At 69.6% G+C, this 18,811-nt stretch carries 21 protein-coding genes; 10 read left to right on the forward strand and 11 right to left on the reverse strand.

Annotation, left to right across the window (positions count from 1 at the left end; genetic code table 11):
- The first annotated feature begins 10 nt into the window (after positions 1 to 10).
- Complete coding sequence (locus tag AMYNI_RS0138355; protein WP_040406228.1) at positions 11 to 388, forward strand: VOC family protein; 378 nt, start codon at positions 11 to 13, stop codon at positions 386 to 388.
- 16 nt (positions 389 to 404) lie between these two features.
- Here the strand turns inward: AMYNI_RS0138355 and AMYNI_RS0138360 are convergent, their stop codons facing one another.
- Complete coding sequence (locus AMYNI_RS0138360) at positions 405 to 1,007, reverse strand: TetR/AcrR family transcriptional regulator (RefSeq protein WP_020673433.1); 603 nt, start codon at positions 1,005 to 1,007, stop codon at positions 405 to 407.
- A 91-nt stretch (positions 1,008 to 1,098) separates the two neighbouring features.
- Here AMYNI_RS0138360 and AMYNI_RS0138365 point away from each other — a divergent pair, with 91 nt between their 5' ends.
- On the forward strand, positions 1,099 to 1,881 hold the full coding sequence (locus tag AMYNI_RS0138365) for an MBL fold metallo-hydrolase (protein WP_020673434.1): 783 nt from the start codon (positions 1,099 to 1,101) through the stop codon (positions 1,879 to 1,881).
- A 26-nt stretch (positions 1,882 to 1,907) separates the two neighbouring features.
- Here AMYNI_RS0138365 and AMYNI_RS0138370 read toward each other — a convergent pair whose 3' ends face one another.
- The 3 genes from AMYNI_RS0138370 to AMYNI_RS0138380 all read right to left on the reverse strand — a co-directional run bounded on the left by AMYNI_RS0138370 (position 1,908) and on the right by AMYNI_RS0138380 (position 4,063).
- A complete protein-coding gene (locus AMYNI_RS0138370) occupies positions 1,908 to 2,669 on the reverse strand; it encodes a glucose 1-dehydrogenase (protein WP_026361448.1) in 762 nt (253 codons plus the stop codon).
- A 69-nt stretch (positions 2,670 to 2,738) separates the two neighbouring features.
- Positions 2,739 to 3,542, reverse strand: a complete 804-nt coding sequence (locus AMYNI_RS0138375) for a helix-turn-helix transcriptional regulator (RefSeq protein ID WP_020673436.1) — start codon at positions 3,540 to 3,542, stop codon at positions 2,739 to 2,741.
- Between the two features lie 23 nt (positions 3,543 to 3,565).
- Positions 3,566 to 4,063 (reverse strand): anthrone oxygenase family protein, encoded by a 498-nt coding sequence (locus AMYNI_RS0138380; protein ID WP_020673437.1) that lies wholly within the window; start codon positions 4,061 to 4,063, stop codon positions 3,566 to 3,568.
- A 107-nt stretch (positions 4,064 to 4,170) separates the two neighbouring features.
- On the opposite strand from AMYNI_RS0138380, the gene AMYNI_RS0138385 reads away from it, so the two are divergent.
- Positions 4,171 to 5,112 (forward strand): AraC family transcriptional regulator, encoded by a 942-nt coding sequence (locus tag AMYNI_RS0138385; RefSeq protein WP_020673438.1) that lies wholly within the window; start codon positions 4,171 to 4,173, stop codon positions 5,110 to 5,112.
- Between the two features lie 21 nt (positions 5,113 to 5,133).
- A complete protein-coding gene (locus AMYNI_RS0138390) occupies positions 5,134 to 6,051 on the forward strand; it encodes a TetR/AcrR family transcriptional regulator C-terminal domain-containing protein (RefSeq protein WP_020673439.1) in 918 nt (305 codons plus the stop codon).
- 4 nt (positions 6,052 to 6,055) lie between these two features.
- On the opposite strand, the gene AMYNI_RS0138395 is transcribed toward AMYNI_RS0138390, so the two are convergent.
- A complete protein-coding gene (locus tag AMYNI_RS0138395; protein WP_020673440.1) occupies positions 6,056 to 7,162 on the reverse strand; it encodes a winged helix DNA-binding domain-containing protein in 1,107 nt (368 codons plus the stop codon).
- A gap of 37 nt (positions 7,163 to 7,199) precedes the next feature.
- Positions 7,200 to 7,757 carry a DinB family protein gene (locus tag AMYNI_RS0138400; RefSeq protein ID WP_020673441.1) on the reverse strand — a complete coding sequence of 186 codons (558 nt, stop codon included), beginning with the start codon at positions 7,755 to 7,757 and terminating at the stop codon, positions 7,200 to 7,202.
- A 98-nt stretch (positions 7,758 to 7,855) separates the two neighbouring features.
- Between AMYNI_RS0138400 and AMYNI_RS0138405 the strand changes: the two genes are divergently transcribed.
- On the forward strand, positions 7,856 to 8,827 hold the full coding sequence (locus AMYNI_RS0138405) for a helix-turn-helix transcriptional regulator (RefSeq protein ID WP_020673442.1): 972 nt from the start codon (positions 7,856 to 7,858) through the stop codon (positions 8,825 to 8,827).
- A 9-nt stretch (positions 8,828 to 8,836) separates the two neighbouring features.
- Here the strand turns inward: AMYNI_RS0138405 and AMYNI_RS49440 are convergent, their stop codons facing one another.
- The 3 genes from AMYNI_RS49440 to AMYNI_RS0138420 all read right to left on the reverse strand — a co-directional run bounded on the left by AMYNI_RS49440 (position 8,837) and on the right by AMYNI_RS0138420 (position 11,746).
- Entirely contained in the window at positions 8,837 to 9,517 is a 681-nt protein-coding gene (locus tag AMYNI_RS49440) for a twin-arginine translocation signal domain-containing protein (RefSeq protein ID WP_020673443.1), read from the reverse strand.
- A 205-nt stretch (positions 9,518 to 9,722) separates the two neighbouring features.
- Entirely contained in the window at positions 9,723 to 11,156 is a 1,434-nt protein-coding gene (gene rox, locus AMYNI_RS0138415; protein WP_020673444.1) for a rifampin monooxygenase, read from the reverse strand.
- Positions 11,157 to 11,311: 155 nt separating this feature from the next.
- Positions 11,312 to 11,746: a GNAT family N-acetyltransferase gene (locus AMYNI_RS0138420; protein WP_020673445.1), complete on the reverse strand. Its 435-nt coding sequence runs from the start codon at positions 11,744 to 11,746 to the stop codon at positions 11,312 to 11,314.
- A gap of 96 nt (positions 11,747 to 11,842) precedes the next feature.
- Between AMYNI_RS0138420 and AMYNI_RS0138425 the strand changes: the two genes are divergently transcribed.
- Positions 11,843 to 12,259 carry a VOC family protein gene (locus AMYNI_RS0138425; RefSeq protein ID WP_020673446.1) on the forward strand — a complete coding sequence of 139 codons (417 nt, stop codon included), beginning with the start codon at positions 11,843 to 11,845 and terminating at the stop codon, positions 12,257 to 12,259.
- A 157-nt stretch (positions 12,260 to 12,416) separates the two neighbouring features.
- Positions 12,417 to 13,199 (forward strand): putative protein N(5)-glutamine methyltransferase, encoded by a 783-nt coding sequence (locus tag AMYNI_RS0138430; RefSeq protein WP_020673447.1) that lies wholly within the window; start codon positions 12,417 to 12,419, stop codon positions 13,197 to 13,199.
- Here the strand turns inward: AMYNI_RS0138430 and AMYNI_RS0138435 are convergent.
- Complete coding sequence (locus tag AMYNI_RS0138435) at positions 13,196 to 14,146, reverse strand: SDR family NAD(P)-dependent oxidoreductase (protein WP_020673448.1); 951 nt, start codon at positions 14,144 to 14,146, stop codon at positions 13,196 to 13,198. The genes AMYNI_RS0138430 and AMYNI_RS0138435 overlap by 4 nt on opposite strands.
- A gap of 56 nt (positions 14,147 to 14,202) precedes the next feature.
- On the opposite strand from AMYNI_RS0138435, the gene AMYNI_RS0138440 reads away from it, so the two are divergent.
- The 3 genes from AMYNI_RS0138440 (at position 14,203) to AMYNI_RS0138450 (ending at position 16,386) form a co-directional block, all read left to right on the forward strand.
- Positions 14,203 to 14,616 (forward strand): MerR family transcriptional regulator, encoded by a 414-nt coding sequence (locus AMYNI_RS0138440; RefSeq protein ID WP_020673449.1) that lies wholly within the window; start codon positions 14,203 to 14,205, stop codon positions 14,614 to 14,616.
- 15 nt (positions 14,617 to 14,631) lie between these two features.
- The gene (locus AMYNI_RS0138445) at positions 14,632 to 15,324 is read left to right on the forward strand and encodes a class I SAM-dependent methyltransferase (protein WP_020673450.1); all 693 of its coding nucleotides are present in this window, start codon (positions 14,632 to 14,634) and stop codon (positions 15,322 to 15,324) included.
- A gap of 90 nt (positions 15,325 to 15,414) precedes the next feature.
- Positions 15,415 to 16,386, forward strand: coding sequence for a phosphotransferase (locus AMYNI_RS0138450; RefSeq protein WP_211225543.1), 972 nt, complete (start codon positions 15,415 to 15,417; stop codon positions 16,384 to 16,386).
- Between the two features lie 2 nt (positions 16,387 to 16,388).
- On the opposite strand, the gene AMYNI_RS0138455 is transcribed toward AMYNI_RS0138450, so the two are convergent.
- Positions 16,389 to 18,779 carry an ATP-binding cassette domain-containing protein gene (locus AMYNI_RS0138455; RefSeq protein WP_020673452.1) on the reverse strand — a complete coding sequence of 797 codons (2,391 nt, stop codon included), beginning with the start codon at positions 18,777 to 18,779 and terminating at the stop codon, positions 16,389 to 16,391.
- Between the last annotated feature and the right edge of the window lie 32 nt (positions 18,780 to 18,811).

An 18,811-nucleotide genomic window follows, 5' to 3' on the forward strand; every position in this document is an offset into this window, starting at 1 on the left:
AATAGCACTGATGCACATTGGACCTGTTGTTGCCGTGACCGACCTTGACCGGGCACGCGAGTTCTACGAAGGCAAGCTCGGTCTGACCGGTGCGGAAACGCCGGGCGGCTGGCTCGTCCGCGGTAGCGATGGCACGGTGATCTACCTGCTCGCGGGAGTCGCGGACGCGGGATCGGCGAGTTGGCCGGTGGCCAGCTTCCGGGTCACGGATGTCCGGACCTCGGTACGGTCCCTTCGGTCGCGCGGAGTCGAGTTCCTCGGTCGTGACGAGTTGCCGTTCACACTCGATGACGATGGCATTTCGTCGGACACCTCGGGGCTGCAGGTGGCGTGGATGCGCGACCCCGACGGGTCGGTGCTCACGATCTTCAGCCACACCGGCCAGTAGGGGCTCTGGTGTGCGGTCAGGACTGGTCCAGTGCCCGTTCGATCGCGCGGCGGGCCCGGCCCGCGGCCGTGTGGTCGTGTTGGAGTTGCATGGCCGCGTTCAGCGCCAGCCCAGCGGCGACGATCTCGAACAGCGCCTGGTCGATGTCGAACCCGGCGGGCAGCTCGCCGTTCTCCACCGCCGCGGCCAGGTCTGCCCGCAGCCGTTCCCGCCAGCGCGACCACACCTCGGCCACCGCGTCGCGGACCCGGCCGGGGCGGCCGTCGTACTCGGTGAGCGCCGCGGTCATCAGGCAGCCGCCGGGCAGCAGTGGCGTTTCCAGGTAGCCCACGGAGTTGGCGCACACCGCGCGCAGCCGCCGCAGACCAGGCGGCTCAGCCAGCGCGGGCCCGACCACCCGGTGCCAGAAGTCCACGAACGCCTTGTCCAGCGTGGAGATCTGCAACGTCTCCTTGGTGCCGAAGTGCTTGTGCACCCCGGACTTGCTCATCTCCAGCTCCTCGGCGAGCCGGCCGATGGTGATGCCGTCCAGCCCTTCCTCGGAGGCGATCTCGGCGGCACGGTCGAGGATCCGGCCCCTGGTGGCCTGCGCTTCGGCCGCTGAGCGTCGTGGTGACATGTGACGAGGATAGCGTACGGCCGTTCTCTATTGCTTTAACGAACGGTCGTACGCTAATTTCGCGGCAACCACCGAGGCGAAGGAGTGCGAGATGCGGGTGCGAAGACTGGGCTGGGCAGGACTGGAGATCGAGGCGGGCGGCACGCGACTGGTGATCGACTACGTGCGGGACCTCTCACCGCTGTTCACGGGGTGGAAACCCGGAGAGAGGCTGGCGGCGCCGAGCGGGACGGTCACCGCCGCACTGGTCACCCACCTGCACCGGGACCACACCGACGCGGCCGCGCTCGCCGACGTGCTGACGCCGGGGGCACCGGTGCTCCGACCAGCGCCCGGCCACGGCGACGACGTGGACAACGTGACGACACTGCCGGCCGAGCGCGAACTGGCCCTGCACCGGCTGGCCGCCGAGGTCGTGGACACCTGGTCCACCCGGGAGGTCGGGCCGTTCCGGGTCACCGCGGTTCCCTCCGTCGACGGGCTGGGCGACCCGCAGCTGAACTGGGTGGTGCAGGCCGACGGCCAGCGGGTCTTCCACGGCGGCGACACGATGTTCCACGGCTACTGGTGGCTCATCGCGCGCCGGTTCGGCCCGTTCGACGCGGTGTTCCTGCCCGCCAACGGCGCGGTGGTCGACGCGCCGCACCTCCAGCCGCCGAGCCCGCTACCCGCCGCGATGGACCCGAGGCAGGCCGCCGCGGCCGCGGAGATCCTCGACGCCCGATACGCCGTGCCGATGCACTACGAGGCGGAGCAGCCGGACAAGATCGCGGGCTACGTCGAGGTCTCCGACCCGGAGAAAGAGTTCCGCACGTACGCCGGACGGCGGGCACACGTACTGGCCGTCGGAGCATGGCTGGATCTCGCCACCTGACCGGAAACTCCGCCGTGCCAACGGGTTCAGGCAGCAACCGCGGCGACAAGGCCGCCGTCGATGATCAGGTCCTGGCCATTGATGTAGGACGCTTCGCTGGAAGCCAGGAAGGCGACCGCGTCGGCGACCTCCTCGGGGACGCCGACGCGACCGGCGGCCACTTCGGCGACGACGGCGGTCTGTGCCTCGGCGGAGATGTTGTCGTGGAACATCGGGGTCTCGATGTAGCCGGGACTCACCGAGTTGACCCGGATTCCCCTCGGTCCCAGTTCGGCTGCGAGGGTGTGCGCCAGGTTGTGCACCGCCGCCTTGGTCGCGGCGTACAGGGAAGCACCGGGCAGGCCGCGGTGCAGGGTCCACGACGCGTTGAGCACGATCGCCGCGTGCTCGGACAGCAGCGGGACGGTCTTCTGGATGGTGAAGAACACGCCCTTGAAGTTGATGTCCACGATGCGGTCGAACTCGGCCTCGGCGATGTCTGCATGGGGCTGGAACGCGGCGACGCCAGCGTTGGCGAAGACCACGTCCAGCCGCCCGTGCCGGTTCCGGATCGCGGCCGTCAGCGCGTCGAGATCGTCCAGGTTCGCGACGTCGCCGCGGATCGCGAGGACGCGATCATCGCCGCCCAGCTCTTCGACCGCGGCGTCCAGCCGGGTCTTGTCCCGCCCGGTGATGACCACCTGCGCGCCCTCGGCCAGCAGCCTGCGCGCGGTGGCCAGTCCCATTCCGCTCGTGCCGCCGGTGACGAGTGCGATCTTGTCTTCGAAGCGGATCATGTTTCGTGTCATGCGCTCAGCGTTTCAACCGGCGGGAGGCACGAACAGGGCGCGCGTATCCGGGGAGTGGCAGCACCACCTTCAGGCCGTGCCGGACCTCGGGTTGTACAGCTCCAGGTACCAGTTCGGGTGGTCGACCACCGCCAGGGTCGTGGTGTCGAAGAACAGGTCACCGGTCTCGGGGTGGTGCACCGCCTTCACCGCCTGGGCGGGAACGCCCACGTCGTGGCGTGTCCACAGTTCGGCGAACTCCGGGCTCACCGCGCTGAGGTCGCCGACGACCCTGGCGAACTCCGGGTCGTCGGGGGAATGCGCCGCATCGGCCCGGAAGGCGGCGACCACCGCGGGCGCGATCGATTCCCAGTGGACGTGCGCTTCGCGGTACCGGGCATTGGTGAAGAACGTGATCAGGCAGTTGTGGTCGGTGTCGCGGTAGCCGAACACCTCGCGCGCCGCGTCGTTGACCGCGAGCAGGTTCCAGTAGCGGTCCCGCAGCACCGCGGGCCGCGGCGACCAGGCGGCGAGCAGCTGCCGGAGTTCGGGGGAGACCTCGGTACCGCGCGACCCACCGGCTCGTGGCGGGTTGAGACCGGCCAGCAGGTAGAGGTGCGCCCGCTCGGGCTCGGTCAGGTGCAGTGCGCGGGCGATCGCGTCGAGCACCTCGCCTGAGACGTTGATGTCGCGGCCCTGCTCGAGCCAGGTGTACCAGTCCACCCCGACACCGGCCAGCACCGCGACCTCTTCACGTCGCAGGCCCGGCGTCCGGCGCCTGCCTCCCGCCGCCATCCCGACGTCACCGGGGGTGAGCCGTGCCCGGCGGGTGCGCAGGAAGTCGCGGAGTTGCTCACGGCGATGCAGCGTCACCGCGGCCGAGTCGCTGGTCATAGCCCACGGTAACAACGCCCGGCCTAGCCGGTTTGGCCGTGCAGCAGCAGCGCCAGGCCGAGGCAGCCGAGCGCGGCGGTCGGGGTGACCGCGCGGACGAGGTTCCAGCGGACCCAGCGCGCCTCGAACCGCGTGCGCACCTGCGCCAACTCGGCGGCACCGCTGGCCGCGTCCGCCTCGGCCAGCAGGTTGTTCAGCGGCACGTTCACCGCGCCGGTGGTGACCAGCATCGACGCGGACAGCACGAACGCGGCGACCAGCCAGGGCAGCGCGGCCCGGTCGTCGGCGGGGAGGTACAGCGCCACGGCCAGTGCGGCGAACAGCGGAGCACCACCGAAGCCGATGGCGAACCAGCCGTTCAGGATCGCCACGTTGATCCGCTGCATCACGGTGACGAAGGTCCGGTCGTCCACCCGCCGCAGCGCCGGCATCACCGAGCAGGCGTAGGCGTAGAAGAGGCCGGCTATCAGCCCGGTGGTGATCGTCGCGGCGAGCAGTACGACGGTGCGCAGCAGCTCCATCTCGTTCTCCTAGGTCTTGGTGCGATGCGCTAAGTCAAGCCGCCGCCGCTGAGACGCGCCATGGCTGAGTGGCTCTGAGCCATGTTTCAGCGTCTACGCTGGCCGCCATGGACGCACTCGCCGGACTGCTGGACGGGCCGCGGGCCAGGGGAGCGTTCCTGCTCCGGTCGCTGCTGAGCCCTCCGTGGTCGCTGCGGATCGAGGACCACGCCCCGCTGACACTGGTGGCGGCCGTGCGCGGCGAAGCCTGGGTATTGCCCGACAACGGGGATCCGGTGCGGATGTGCCCCGGCGACGTCGCGATCGTGCGTGGACCGGATCCGTACACCGTCGCCGACGCCCCGGAAACGCCGCCGCAGGCGGTGATCCACCCCGGCGGGCGTTGCAGTGCCCCGGACGGCGAGCCGCTGGCCGGGCTGACCGATCTCGGCGTGCGCACCTGGGGCCGCCCCGGCGGTTCGACGGTGCTGCTCACCGGCACCTACCAGCTGGAGGGCGAGATCAGCCGGCGGCTGCTCGCCGCCCTGCCCACGCTGCTGGTGCTGCCGGAGTCCGCATGGGACTGCCCGCTCATCCCGTTGCTCGGCGACGAGATCGTCAAGGACGAGCCCGGCCAGGAGGCCGTCCTGGACCGGCTGCTCGACCTGCTGCTGATCGCCGTGCTGCGCGCGTGGTTCGCCCGCCCGGACGTGCGGGCCCCGGCCTGGTACCGGGCGCACAGCGACCCGGTGGTGGGCCGGGCATTGCGCATGCTGCACAACAACCCGGAACGCCCGTGGACCGTGGCCGCACTCGCTTCGGACGCCGGGGTTTCCAGGGCAGCGCTGGCCCGCCGGTTCACCGGACTGGTCGGTGAGCCGCCGATGGGCTACCTCACCTCGTGGCGCCTCGCGCTGGCCGCCGATCTGCTGCGGCAGCCGGGCGCCACGGTCGGCGCGGTGGCCAGGAAAGTCGGTTACGGCAGCGCGTTCGCGCTCAGCACCGCCTTCAAACGCGAACGCGGCATCAGCCCGCAGCAGCACCGCGCCGGCGCCGTTGCGGCCGGCTGAACGAACAAGCAGGAGTGCACTGTGGACACACCGCCGTACGCCAGGATCGTCACCGAGATCCGGCACCGCATCGCGACCGGCGAGTTGCGCGCGGGGGACCGGGTGCCGTCCACCCGGCAGCTCATCCAGGACTGGGGCGTGGCCATGGCCACCGCGACCAAGGCGCTCAGCACCCTGCGCCAGGAGGGGCTGGTCCGCGCCGTCCGAGGAGTCGGCACGGTGGTGGCCGACCCCTCGGAACGCCCGGTTCCGGCGCGGGAACCTCGGGCCGGAGACCTGGAGCTGAACCGCGAACGCGTCGTGCTGGCCGCGGTGGCGGTCGCCGACACCGAGGGGTTGCCGGCGTTGTCCATGCGCCGGGTCGCCACCGAACTCGACGTCGCCACCATGTCCCTGTACCGCCACGTGCGGAACAAGGACGAGCTGGTGCTCCTGATGGCCGACGCCGTGCTGCGCGAGAACGCGCTCCCCGCCGAACCGCCGCCGCAGTGGCGGGCCGGGCTGGAGATCACCTTGCGCGCGCAGTGGGCGACCTACCGCAGTCACCCGTGGCTGGCGCAGGTCCTGTCCGTCACCAGGCCGCAGGTGCTGCCCGCGCTGCTCGCGCACACCGAATGGACGCTGCGGGTGCTGCACGGGCATGGTCTGGATCAAGGCACCATGCTGTACGCGCACATCACCGCGTTCAGCTACGTGCGGGGGATCGCGGTGAACCTGGCTCCCGAGGCGGAAGCCGAGCAGGACACCGGCATGACCTACGACGAGTGGATGAGCGCCGAGGGGGAGCCGGCACTGGCCGCGCTGGTCGGGCCTGGCTCCTTCCCGGTCTTCCAGGAGATCGCCGCCGGCGGCGAGTTCGACCTCGACCTGGACCGGCTCTTCGAGTTCGGCCTCACCCGGCTGCTCGACGGCTTCGCCGCACTGCTGGAACCGGCCTGAGCCACTAGCCGGACCGAGCGGACGCGGCGATCCGGACGCGGTCGCTTTCCTTGGCGGAAAGGAACAACGCCACTTCCCGCCCCTCCTCGGCGACGGCGGCGCGATCGGCCCGGGAGAAGCGGCGCAGCGGGTGCACGGTCACGGTGCCCGCGTCGACGGTCCAACTCGCGGCGACCCGGCCGTCGACCAGGACCACGCGCTCGCCGGCGACCGAAAGGCCCCGATGCGCGTCATCGATGATCCGGCCGCGGTCGTGGTAGCCGAGGATCGCGTTGTCGAACGCCGGCAGGAACCGCACCGGCGCTGGGGTGTCCGGGTCGGGCCGCGGCGCGTCAGGAAGGTCCAGCAGTTCCCGGCCGCGCTCGTCGCGAAAGGCGACCAGTTCCTGTCGGACCGCGGACACCGCCGCCGGCAGCCCGGCGAGGCCGCTCCAGGCACGCAGATCGGCTGTGGCGGCGGGACCGAACGCGGCCAGATAACGCCGGACCAGCTGTTCGCCGACCGGATCGGCGCTCTCCGGGACCGGCGGGTCGATCTCGCGCCCCAGCCAGGAGGAGACCGGCAGGTAGCGCACTCCCGCCTTCGTGCGCCACAACCCGCGCGGCGGCAGCTGCACCACCGGGATGAGGGCGGCGATCAGCATTTCGCCCAGCGGCCGTGGCCCCGGCTCCGGCCAGCGCTCGGCCACCGCCCGCGCCAGCTCGGTCATCGAGCGCGGTTCGCCGTCGGCCAGCACCGCCCGGCCCGCCGCGGCGAGCTCGTCGAGATCCACTCCGTCGAGGTCGCCGCGGTAGACGCCGAGCACCCGCTGGCGCAGCATGGCGTCGTGACGAGCCCGCCAGGCCAGGAGGTCGTCGGCGGCGAGCAGGTGCACGGTGCGGCGCATCAGGTGGGTCCGCACCACGCTCCGCCGGACCAGCAGATCGTCCAGCACCGCCGGGTCGAACGCGCGCAGCCGGGACCAGAGCCCGATGAACGGCTCCTGCGGTTCCTGCGCCTGCAGGCCGCACAGGTGCGCGACGGCGTCGAGCACCGGCACGTCGGCGCGATCGAGCAGCAACTGCCGGGCGAGCGTCGCGCGGTTGAGCGCACTGGCGCCGAGCACGGTCATCGGGGTCAAGCCCTTCCCTTCGGTCCTGGCTGGCCGGTCAGCTGGATTTCTGCCCGTCGATCGTCTCGCGCAGGATGTCGGCGTGCCCGGCGTGCTGCGCGGTCTCGGCGATGACGTGCGTCAGCACCCGGCGCACGCTGCGCACCGCTCCCGGCTCGTTCCAGGGCGCCTCCGGCAACGGGTGCGTCGCCGACAGATCGGGGACGGACGCGATGATCTCCTCGCTCCGGGCGGCGACCTGCTCGTAACGCGCGAGGATCCCGGCCGCGGTCTCGCCGGGCAGCAGCTGGAAGTCGGTCTGGTGGTCGATGGCCCACTGCGGGTACTCGCGTGCGGTTCCGTCCGCGAGATCCGCCCAGGTGACGCCTTCGGGCAGGTCGTAGCGCATCGCGGACGGGCCCTCGACCACGAAACGCAGCCATTGTTCCTCCATGGATGCGACGTGCTTGATCAGGCCGCCCAGGCACAGCGCGCTGACCGTCGGACGTTCGCCGAGCTGCTCGTCGGTGAGCCCGCGGACAGTGCTGGTGAGGGCGGATCGCGCCGTCGCGAGAGCGGCGAGCAGTTCGCCCCGCTCGGCGTCAAGGGTGGTCATGGAGTTCGGGCCCTTCGGGTTGTTGTCGTCTGGCACGAGACAACAGTCGCAGGGGTAGCGGCCAGGGTGTGGCCGCTACTCAAGGCAATATGGGGAGTATGCCGAAGACTTCAGCGCGCCTGCTGTCGTTGCTCTCGCTGCTTCAGGCGCGCCGGGACTGGCCGGGCGCCCTGCTGGCCGAGCGGCTGGACATCAGCCCGCGCACCGTGCGCCGCGACGTCGACCGCCTGCGCGAACTCGGCTATCCCATCCTGGCCATCAAGGGCCCCGACGGCGGATACCGGCTCGACGCCGGCACCGAACTGCCCCCGTTGCTGTTCGACGACGAGCAGGCCGTGGCGCTGGCCGTCGCACTCCGGATCGCCAGCACCAGCGGCAGCGCCACTGGTGCTGGCATCGGGGAAGCCGCGGCGCGTGCGCTGAACACCGTCCGGCAGGTGATGCCCGCCCGGCTGCGGCACCGGATCGACACCGTCGGGGTCACCGCCGTCGAGCGGCCGACGACCCGGCCGGACCCGCAGGTCGACAGCGGTGTGTTCATGGCGCTCAGCTCTGCCGTGCACGCCGGCGAGGTGCTGCGGTTCGACTACGAGAACGGCGGGCAGGCCCCGCGGCGGGTGCAGCCCCATCACCTCGTCACCTGGGGAGGCCGCTGGTATCTCGTCGCCTGGGACCTCGATCGCGAGGACTGGCGCACCTTCCGCGCCGACCGGATCACCCCGCGCACCCCAACCGGGCCCCGCTTCACCCCGCGCGAACTGCCCGGGGGAGATGTGGCTACCTTCGTGGCGGCCAGGTTCCGGGGCACCGAAGACTCGGGAGACTGGCCCTGCCGCGGCGAGGTGATCCTCGACCTGCCCGCCGCCGAAGTGTCCCGCTACACCCGCGACGGCGTCGTCGAAGAACTCGGCCCGAGCCGGTGCCGCCTCGTCCTGGGCTCGTGGTCGTGGCCTGGCTTGGCCGCCACGATCGGCAGATTCGATGCCGACATCGAGGTCGTCGGCCCGGCCGAGCTCAACGACGCCTTCGCACGCTTAGCCCGCCGCTACGCCAACGCGGCGGGCCGGTGATTTCCGGAGCTAGAGCCCGCCGACCTTCACCGGGAACCGCTGGATCGTCACGATCGTGGTGTCCGGGTCTTCCGGGAGTACCAGCTCGACTGGGTTCTGCAGCTTGTAGAGGTCGCCCCTGGGAGGGAACTGGGTGAGTTTGCCGACGAGCTGCGCGGGATCCTTGGTGGTCAGTACGAGCGGCTCGTAGATCCGGGCGTAGGTGTCCGGCTGGTCGATCGTCATGGTGAAGGTGAGCACGCTGACGTGCTCGTAGCGGAGCGGGAATCGCTGCGTCAGCCTCAGCAGGCTTTGCGGGTCGACGTCGACGTCGTCCTGCTCGAGGGTGATCGTGCCGCCGTCCTGGCGGGCACCGTCGCCGATGTCGGGCATTTCCGCAGTCATCCGGAAACCGACCGTCCTCAGCCGGACGGAGTTCTCCGGATCATCGGGGTTCACGTCGACTCGGTGCTTGATGCCGCCCTTGAAGTCGACGCTCATCAGCGCGGTCCGGATCTTCAGCGGCACGTTGATCGCCAGCATGCTGCAGGGGATCTCGGCGCCGATCGGGGGCAGGCCCGACTGGTGGGTGGCCCGTGCCGTCGAGGTGCCGAGCAGGCCCAGCGCCGCCGCGCCGCCCGTGGCGGCCACGCCGGTGAGGAATCTCCGGCGCCCCACGCCACCGGCCGAGCTGTCACTGAAGGTCGACATTTCCTTGTCCTCCTTGGGTTTCCGGGTGTTCCGCGGTACGAAACTAGCCAGCGGAACCAGCACCGGGCAGAGGACGGGAGCAGGTCAAACCGGACGTGTCGGTGGGCGTGACACCGAGCCACCGCACGCCACCGGTTGAAGGACGGACTTCCTTCAACCGGTGGCTCAGACGGGTACTGCCGCGCGACCTCCTCGCACCCCGTGATCAGCCGGCGGCGCCGAACCACCTGGGCAACCGGTCGAGCAGATCCTGCTGATCTTCACCGACCCACGCCACGTGGCCGTCCGGCCGCAGCAGCACCGCGGGCGCGTCCAGTTCCTCGCTGACGTCGACGACGTGGTCCACCCGGTCCGCCCAGCCCGCCACCGAGAGCCGGCCGGTCTGGTCGAGCAGCAGCCCGTGGCCGCCGTGCATCAGCTCGTAGAGCCGCCCCCGCTTCAGCCGCACGTCCCGCAGTCGGCGGCCAAGCAGCTCGTGTCCCTCGCCGAAGTCGTAACGGATCCCGGTCGCGGTGATCTTCTCGGTCAGGTACCGGTTCACGTCCTCGAAGTCCATCAGCTCCGAGATCAGCCGGCGCACTGCCTGTGGGCCCGGCTCGGTGGACATCAGCTCCATCTGCGCGCGGGTGTTGTTCAGTACGTCGGCGGCCACCGGGTGGCGTTCGGTGTGGTAGCTGTCCAGCAGCTCTTCCGGTGCCCACCCGCCGATCTCGGCGGCCAGTTTCCAGCCGAGGTTGAACGCGTCCTGGACACCGAGGTTGAGGCCCTGCCCGCCGACCGGCGGGTGGATGTGCGCCGCGTCGCCGGCCAGCAGCACCCGGCCGACCCGGTAGCGCTCGGCCTGCCGGGTGGCGTCGCCGAAGCGGGAGAGCCAGCGCGGGGAGTGCACGCCGAAATCGGTGCCGGCGAACTCCCGCAGTTGTTGCTTGACCTCTTCGAGGGTCGGCGGAACCGAGCGGTCCTCGGCCACCCCTGCTGCGGGGACGAGGACCCGGTACACACCGCCGTCGCCAAGGGGCATAAGGCCGAACCGTTTCTGGGTCTTGCGGACTTCGGCCATCGCCGCGTTCATCGTCTCCTGTGACGCGGTCAGCTCCATCTCACCCAGCAGCGTCTCGGCCCTGCTGGGCTCGCCGGGGAAGCCGATGCCGAGCAGCTTGCGCACCGCGCTGCGGCCGCCGTCGCAGCCGACGAAGTAACGCGAGCGCAGCCGCTCCCCGCCCCCGCTGGCCAGTTCGACGTCCACCCCCTCCTCGTCCTGACTCAGCCCGACCACTTCGCAGCCGCGCCGGATCTCGGCACCGAGCTCGGTGGCGTGCTCGGTCAGCAGGCGGTCGGTGGCGGGCTGCTCGATGCTGAGGACATACGGGTAGGAAGTGTCCAGCCCCTCCGGCACGGGCTTGCTGATGCCGGCGAAGTAACCGCCCAGCGGGTGCGGCCGGCCGAGCGCGAGGAACCGGTCGAGCAGGCCGCGCTGATCCATCACCTCCACGCTGCGCGCGTGCAGGCCGCGCGAGCGGACGACCGGAGTCGGCTCCGTTTCCTTCTCCAGCACGAGCACGTGCACGCCGTGCAGCCGCAATTCACCGGCCAGCATCATCCCGGTCGGCCCGCCGCCCGCCACGATCACATCGATCATGAAACCCCCTCGTTCAACTTCGCTTCGGCGGGAGATTCTGCGGCATGCCCGGGGTCTTGCGGCAAGACCCCTGGTGCGCTATACGTTGAGAGTGGCGGGGAGTGCACGACTCCTTGCCCTTGTTTTTGTCCGGTGTGGACAGACAGCTCAGCGGCTCACAGGGTGATCTGGTACAGGATGAACCCCCGGTTCACCGCCACCTTGTCGTAGAGCCGGCGCGCGGTCGCGTTGGTCTCGTGGGTCGACCAGTAAACGCGGCTGCACTCCCTGGCGCGCGCCCATTCGGTGACCGCGGCGATCAGCGCCCTCGCCACGCCATGGCCGCGGGCTTCCGGTGCGGTGAACAGATCCTGCAGGTAGCACACGTCCGGCGCGGTGGTGCTGGCGTGCACGAGGAAATGCGTGATGCCGACCAGCTTCCCGTCGAGCTTCGCACCGAAAGCGTGCATCCGGCTGTCGTCCTGGAACGCGGTCCAGGCCCGCTCGAACAGCTCCGGCGCGAGCGTGCGCTCGTAGAACGTGTTGTAGCCGGTGAACAGAACTTCCCAGTCGGCGCGGTCTGCCGGAGCGAGCTTGTCGATGGTGATCATGTTTCATTCAAGCAGCCCGGCAATAAAGTGCTCAGTTGGTGAGCACTTTGCGGCGAATGATGCTGGTCATCCACTCCACGACGAAAGGACCCGGAGATGTTGCGAGGATTCGCCACCATCAGCCTGTTCGCGGACGACCTGGCAGCGGCGAAGGACTGGTACGCCGAACTGCTGGGCATCGAGCCCTATTTCGTCCGCCCCACCGTCGGCGAGCCGGCGTACATCGAGTTCCGCTTCGGTGACTACCAGCACGAACTGGGCCTGATCGACCGGCGCTACGCCCCGCACGGCGGCACGGAAGGTCCGGCGGGCGCGGTCGTGTTCTGGCACGTGGACGATGTGACGGCGGCACTCGAAAAGCTGCTCTCGATGGGCGCGAAAGAGCACGACCCGCGCACCGAGCGCGAAGCGGGCTTCGTCACCGCTTCGGTCGTCGACCCCTTCGGGAACATCCTCGGCGTCATGTACAACCCGCACTACCTGGACATCTTGAGCTCGACCGGCCGGGGATGACCGCGACAGCCTGGGGTAAAGTCGCCGCCGGCAAGGAACCTACCGAGGAGGTGAGACCCATTACCGCTAGCTCAGGTCGGGTGCTCTCCTCCCGCAGTCACGTCGTTTCGGAGTAGGTGATCGGGGAGCGCCCATCGGTATCCCGAAAGGCGCACTCATGTCAGTTTCCTCGCAGTCCCGCATCGTCAGCCGGCTTCGTGCCGCCGGTTGTGTTTTCGCCGAGGACGAAGCGCGGTTGCTCATCGACGCGGCAAGCACGCAGGCCGATCTCGCGGCCATGGTGGAGCAGCGAGTCGTCGGCCTGCCGCTCGAACAGGTCCTCGGCTGGGCGGAGTTCTGCGGTCTGCGGATAGCCGTCGAACCCGGGGTGTTCGTGCCACGCCGCCGCACCGAGTTCCTCGTCCACCAGGCCGCCGCCCTCGCCGGACGTGGGGCCGTGATACTCGACCTGTGCTGCGGCACGGGTGCCGTGGCCACCGCGCTAGGTGCGATCGTGACAGGCGCCGAGCTGCACGCCGCCGATCTCGAACCCGCCGCGGTGGCGTGCGCCCGCCGCAACCTGACCGCCGCCGGGGGACAGGTGTACGAAGGCGACCTCTACGCCCCGTTGCCGGCCGAGCTGCACGGACGCGTCGACGTCCTGGCTGTCAACGCCCCATACGTGCCCACCGACGCGATCGGGCTGATGCCGCCGGAGGCGCGGCTGCACGAACCACAGGTGGCGCTCGACGGTGGCACCGACGGGCTCGACATCCAGCGGCGGGTGGCCGCCGCGGCAACGCGATGGCTGGCGCCGGGCGGCCACCTGCTGATCGAGACCAGCGAACGGCAGGCCCCGCTCACCGCCGAAGCGTTCACCCGCAACGGACTCACCGCACGGGTGGCCAGTTCCGCCGAACTGGACGCGACCGTCGTCATCGGCGCCGTCGAAACTCGCTAGGAGAACGCGTCCAGTCCGGTGAGCTCGCTGGACAGCGCCCAGAGCCGGGCCGCCTCAGCAGCATCAGTGGCCCATGGCTTGACTCCGCCGACGAGCATGTCGTCGGTCGAGGCGGGCTCGGCGAGGTCGCAGTCCTGGCAATATGCGCCGCCATGGTTTTCGAGCAGTGGGGAAGTGGCCGCCCAAACGGCGGTCGCCGCGCCCTGCGCCGGCGTTTTGAACCCGGCCGCCGGCTCGCCGTCCTGGCCGATCCAGCCCTGGGCGACCTGCTCGTGGTGGGGGATATGCCGTTGCAGGGGAGTGAGGATGCTGCCTGGATGCACGGCGAACGCGTGCAGCCCGGCGTCCGCGCCGAGTGCGTCGAGGTGCACGGCGAACAGGGCGTTGGCGGTCTTCGACTGGGCGTAGGCCAGCCAGCGGTCGTAGCCGCGCCGGAACTGGAGATCGTCCCAGCGGATGCCGGCGAGGAAATGCCCGGACGAGGCCACCGACACCACTCGCGCCCCGTCCAACGCCGGACGCAACCGGTTGACCAGTGCGAAGTGGCCGAGGTGGTTGGTCGCGAAGTGCGCCTCCCAGCCCGGCCCGACCCGGGTTTCCGGACAGGCCATGATCCCCGCGCCATTGATGACGATGTCGAGCGTGCGGCCGGTGTCCAGGAAGCGGTCGGCGAACACCCGGACGCTCTCCAGGTCCGCCAGGTCGAGTTCGCCCACCTCCGTCCCCGGCATGCCGCGCAGGGCATCTTCAGCCGCGGCGGGCCTGCGCGCGGGCACGATCACGCGCGCTCCGGCAAGGGCGAGTGCGCGGGTGGTCTCCAGGCCGAGACCGGAGTAGCCGCCGGTGACCAGCGCGGTGCACGCGGAGAGATCGACCCCGGCGAGCACGTCACCCGCCGTGCTCTGCGCGCCGAACCCGCTACCGATCTTGTGTTGCTCAGCTGTCATGCCCGCGACGCTAGGACCTAGAGTGCAAGCTAGGTCAAGCTTGTACGGTCGAAGACATGAGCAAGGGCGACCTGTCCATCGGGAACGTCGCGGAAGCGACCGGCCTCAGCGTGCACGCGCTGCGGTTCTTCGAACGCGAAGGCCTGTTCCTGCGCCCGATACCCCGCTCCAGCGGCGGGCAGCGGATCTACCAGACGGCGGACGTGGACTGGCTGGTCCTGTGCAACCGGTTCCGTGAATCGGGCATGTCCATCGCCACCATGCGGCGGTTCGCGGAACTCGTCCGCTCTGGTCCCGGCAACGAGCCGGAACGCCTTGCCCTGCTTCAAGAACACGAGCGCGTCGTCCGGGCCAGGATCGCCGAGCTGAACGCGAACCTGGCCGTCATCCAGGACAAGGTCGCCATCTACGAGAAGCACGTGAACGAGGGGACCGCGGCTGGCCTCTGGTCACCGACAGCCTCTAGCTGATGCCAGGATGGGAGCATGTCTCCCGTCGACTACGACACCTTCGCCGAAGCGTATACAGCTGAAAACGAAGCTGGCCTCATCAACGGCTACTACGCGCGGCCCGCGATCTTGGACCTGGCGGGGGAGGTGGCCGGTCGGCGGATTCTCGATGCCGGCTGTGGCTCCGGAGCTTTGTTCGCGGAACTACGCGATCGGGGCGCCGTTGTGGCCGGCTTCGACTCCAGCGCCAAGATGGTGGAGCTGGCGCGGCGGCGGCTCGGTGACGCGGCCCTGCAGGTCGCCGATGTGGGCAGCCCGCTGCCGTTTCGAGGCGGCGCGTTCGACGACGTCATCGCCGCACTGGTGCTGCACTACCTGGAGGACTGGACCGCACCGCTGGCCGAGTTGCGGCGCGTGCTGAGGCCCGGCGGCCGGCTGATCATGTCCGTCAACCACCCCACCGTCTTCAAGCTGGTCAATCCCGAAGCTGACTATTTCGCGACCTGCAAGTGGTCCGCGAAGCACACCTTCAGCGGCCAGAACGCCGTGCTCACGTACTGGCATCGGCCGTTGCACGCGATGACCGACGCCTTCACCGCAGCCGGCTTCCGGACGGCCGTCATCAGCGAACCGCCTCCAGCACCCGGCGCGCACGAGCGGTTCCCCGACGAGCTCGCGGACAAGCCGGCCTTCCTGTGCTTTCTGTTCTTCGTCCTGGAAGCCGTATAGCGAGGGGAGCCCCGATCGGGTGGTCGAGAAGCACTACTTAACATAATGTACATTATCGGCGCAGAACAAAGGGGGGTGGAGGAGACGCACGTGCCCAAGTTGGAGATGCTGTGGGAAGCGCACGACCCGCAGGTCGCGCTCGCCGAAAGGTTCGGCTTCCGGGACGCCGTATCGGCCGGTCGCTGGGTCACGACGACCGTTCACGAGCACTGGGGCATCCACATCGACTCCTGCGAGCGGATCGTGCTCAGTGGCCGCAACGCGTTGGCCTGGGTCACGGCCTCTTCCAGCCAACTGCTCGCGAAGTGGTCAGTCGTCCCAGAGCGGTTCGCACGCCTGTCGCAGATCGCTCGACTCACGCAGTGGCTCGACGGGAAAAAGCTGCCGGTGTCCTCGCCCGTTCAGTCAGCCACCGGCCAACCTCAGGTGGAGGTTGGCAAGGCTTCGATGTGCCTCCAGCGTGTTGTCCATGGCGATCTCCTCGACGTTGACGACGACGATCAAGTACGAGCCGCCGGCGCGACGCTGGCCCAGCTTCATCAAGCGCTCGAGGGATATCCGGACGCCGATCAGGTAGTCCCGCACCAGGCGCAGCCGTTGGCGGCCCGTGTCACCGACTGGATCGACTCCGCCGGCGATCATGTCCCGAAGGCGGCTCGCGACGCCCTGGAGCGGCTCGTCGCTGGCGCGCCGGCTGACAGGCTGCCCACGCAGCTCCTCCACGGTGACTTCCGCTCGTCGAACGTCCTGTGCACCGGCGCCGAGATCGCCGCGGTGATCGACTTCGAGGAGGTCAGGGTCGACCACCGCATCGACGAGGTCGCTCGATCGGCCGTCCTGCTCGGGACCCGGTTTCGCAACTGGGGGCCCGTGTCTGCAGAGGTCCGCGCAACATTCCTGTCCGGCTACGAGTCGGTACTGCAGCTGACGCCGGTCGAGAAGGGCTGGTGGGACATCCTCGTGCTCTGGTACACCCTGGCATTCGTGCCGCCTGGCGACGACCCAACGGGGTGGGGCTCATCAGCGCTGAGCCACCTCGAGGAACTCGCCTTGGACGCGTGAACTCAGGCACCGACGTAGGTCGCGAGGTGCTCGCCGGTGAGGGTGGAACGGGCGGTGACGAGCTCGGCGGGCGTGCCCTCGAAGACGATCCGGCCGCCGTCGTGGCCGGCGCCGGGACCGAGGTCGATGATCCAGTCGGCATGCGCCATGACCGCCTGGTGGTGCTCGATGACGACGACCGACTTGCCGGCTTCGACGAGCCGGTCCAGCAGGCCCAGCAGGTGCTCCACGTCGGCAAGGTGCAGACCCGTGGTCGGCTCGTCGAGCACGAAGACCCCACCCTTGTCCCCCATGTGCGTCGCCAGCTTGAGCCGCTGGCGCTCGCCACCGGAAAGAGTGGTGAGCGGCTGCCCGAGCCGGAGGTAGCCCAGTCCCACCTGATCCATCCGCTCGACGATCCGGTGCGCGGCCGGAGTGGCCGCTTCGCCGGCGCCGAAGAACTCCTCGGCCTCGGCCACCGACATCGCGAGCACCTCGCTGATGTCCTTGCCGCCGAAGGTGTAGTCGAGCACGTCCGCCTGGAACCGCTTCCCCTCGCACTCTTCGCAGGTGGTAGCGACGCCGGCCATCATCCCCAGGTCGGTGTAGATGACCCCGGCACCGTTGCAGGTGGGACAAGCGCCCTCGGAGTTGGCGCTGAACAGCGCCGGTTTCACGCCGTTGACCTTGGCGAACGCCTTGCGGATCGGGTCGAGCAGTCCGGTGTAGGTCGCCGGGTTGCTGCGCCGGGAGCCGCGGATGGGCGTCTGGTCCACCGACACCACGCCCGTCGGGGCGGGGATGGAACCGTGGATCAGCGAGCTCTTGCCCGACCCGGCGACGCCGGTTACGACGCAGAGCACGCCGAGCGGGATGTCCACGTCGACGTCCTGCAGGTTGTGCGCGTTCGCTCCCCTGATCTCCAGGGTCCCGGTCGGCTTGCGCACCTCGTCCTTGAGGCTCGCCCGGTCGTCGAAATGGCGGCCGGTGACGGTCTCGCTGGCCCGCAGCCCCTCGACGGTGCCCTCGAAGCAGACGGTGCCGCCCGCCGTGCCGGCGCCGGGACCGAGGTCGACCACGTGGTCGGCGATCGCGATCGTCTCCGGCTTGTGCTCCACCACGAGCACGGTGTTCCCCTTGTCCCGCAGGCGAAGCAGCAGGTTGTTCATCCGCTGGATGTCGTGCGGGTGCAGGCCGATGGTGGGCTCGTCGAAGACGTAGGTGACGTCGGTGAGCGACGAGCCGAGATGGCGGATCATCTTGACGCGCTGCGCCTCGCCGCCGGACAGCGTGCCCGCCGGCCGGTCCAGCGACAGATAGCCCAGCCCGATCTCCACGAACGAGTCGAGGGTGTGCCGCAGCGAACCGAGCAGCGGCGCCACCGAAGAGTCCTTGAGGCCGCTGACCCACGCGGCCAGATCGCTGATCTGCATCGCGCAGGCCTCGGCGATGTTCTTCCCCTTGATCTTCGACGACCTGGCCCCCTCGTTGAGCCGGGTGCCGTCGCAGTCGGGGCAGGTGGTGAAGGTGACCACTCGTTCCACGAAGGCGCGGATATGCGGCTGCATCGCGTCGACGTCCTTGGCCAGGAACGATTTCTGGATCTGCGGGATCAACCCCAGGTAGGTCAGGTTGACGCCCTCGATCTTGAGCTTGGTCGCCTCCTTGTGGAGCAGGTCGTGCAGTTCCTTCTTGGTGAACTTGCGGATCGGCTTGTCCGGGTCGAAGAAGCCGCAGCCTCGGAAGATGCGGCCGTACCAGCCCTCCATGCTGTAGCCGGGGATCGTCAGCGCGCCCTCGTTGAGCGACTTGCTGTCGTCGTAGAGCTGGGTCAGGTCGATGTCGTTGATCGAGCCCCGGCCCTCGCAGCGCGGGCACATGCCGCCGGTGATGCTGAAGCTGCGCCGTTCCTTGACGGTCTTGCCGGCCCGTTCGAGCTTGACCGCGCCCGCGCCGCTGATCGAGGCGACGTTGAAGGAGAACGCCTGCGGTGAGCCGATGTGCGGCTTCCCGAGCCGGCTGAACAGGATGCGCAGCATCGCGTTGGCGTCGGTGGCGGTGCCGACCGTGGAGCGGGGGTCGGCACCGATCCGCTGCTGATCGACGATGATCGCGGTGGTCAGCCCGTCCAGCACGTCGACTTCGGGCCGTGCCAGCGTCGGCATGAAGCCCTGCAGGAAGGCGCTGTAGGTCTCGTTGATCATCCGCTGCGACTCGGCGGCGATCGTGCTGAACACCAGCGAGCTCTTGCCCGAGCCCGAAACACCGGTGAACACCGTCAGCCGGCGCTTCGGGATCTCGACGTGGACGTCCTTGAGGTTGTTCTCGCGGGCGCCGTACACGCGGATCAGGTCATGGCTGTCCGCGGCATGCGGTGCGGGCGACCGCGTGTTCTTCCTCGTGGCCGTGCTCATCGTGTCTCCATCTGCTGTCTACTCGGGCGGGC

It is taken from the genome of Amycolatopsis nigrescens CSC17Ta-90 (assembly GCF_000384315.1).
In the GTDB taxonomy this organism is placed as follows: Bacteria; Actinomycetota; Actinomycetes; order Mycobacteriales; family Pseudonocardiaceae; genus Amycolatopsis; species Amycolatopsis nigrescens.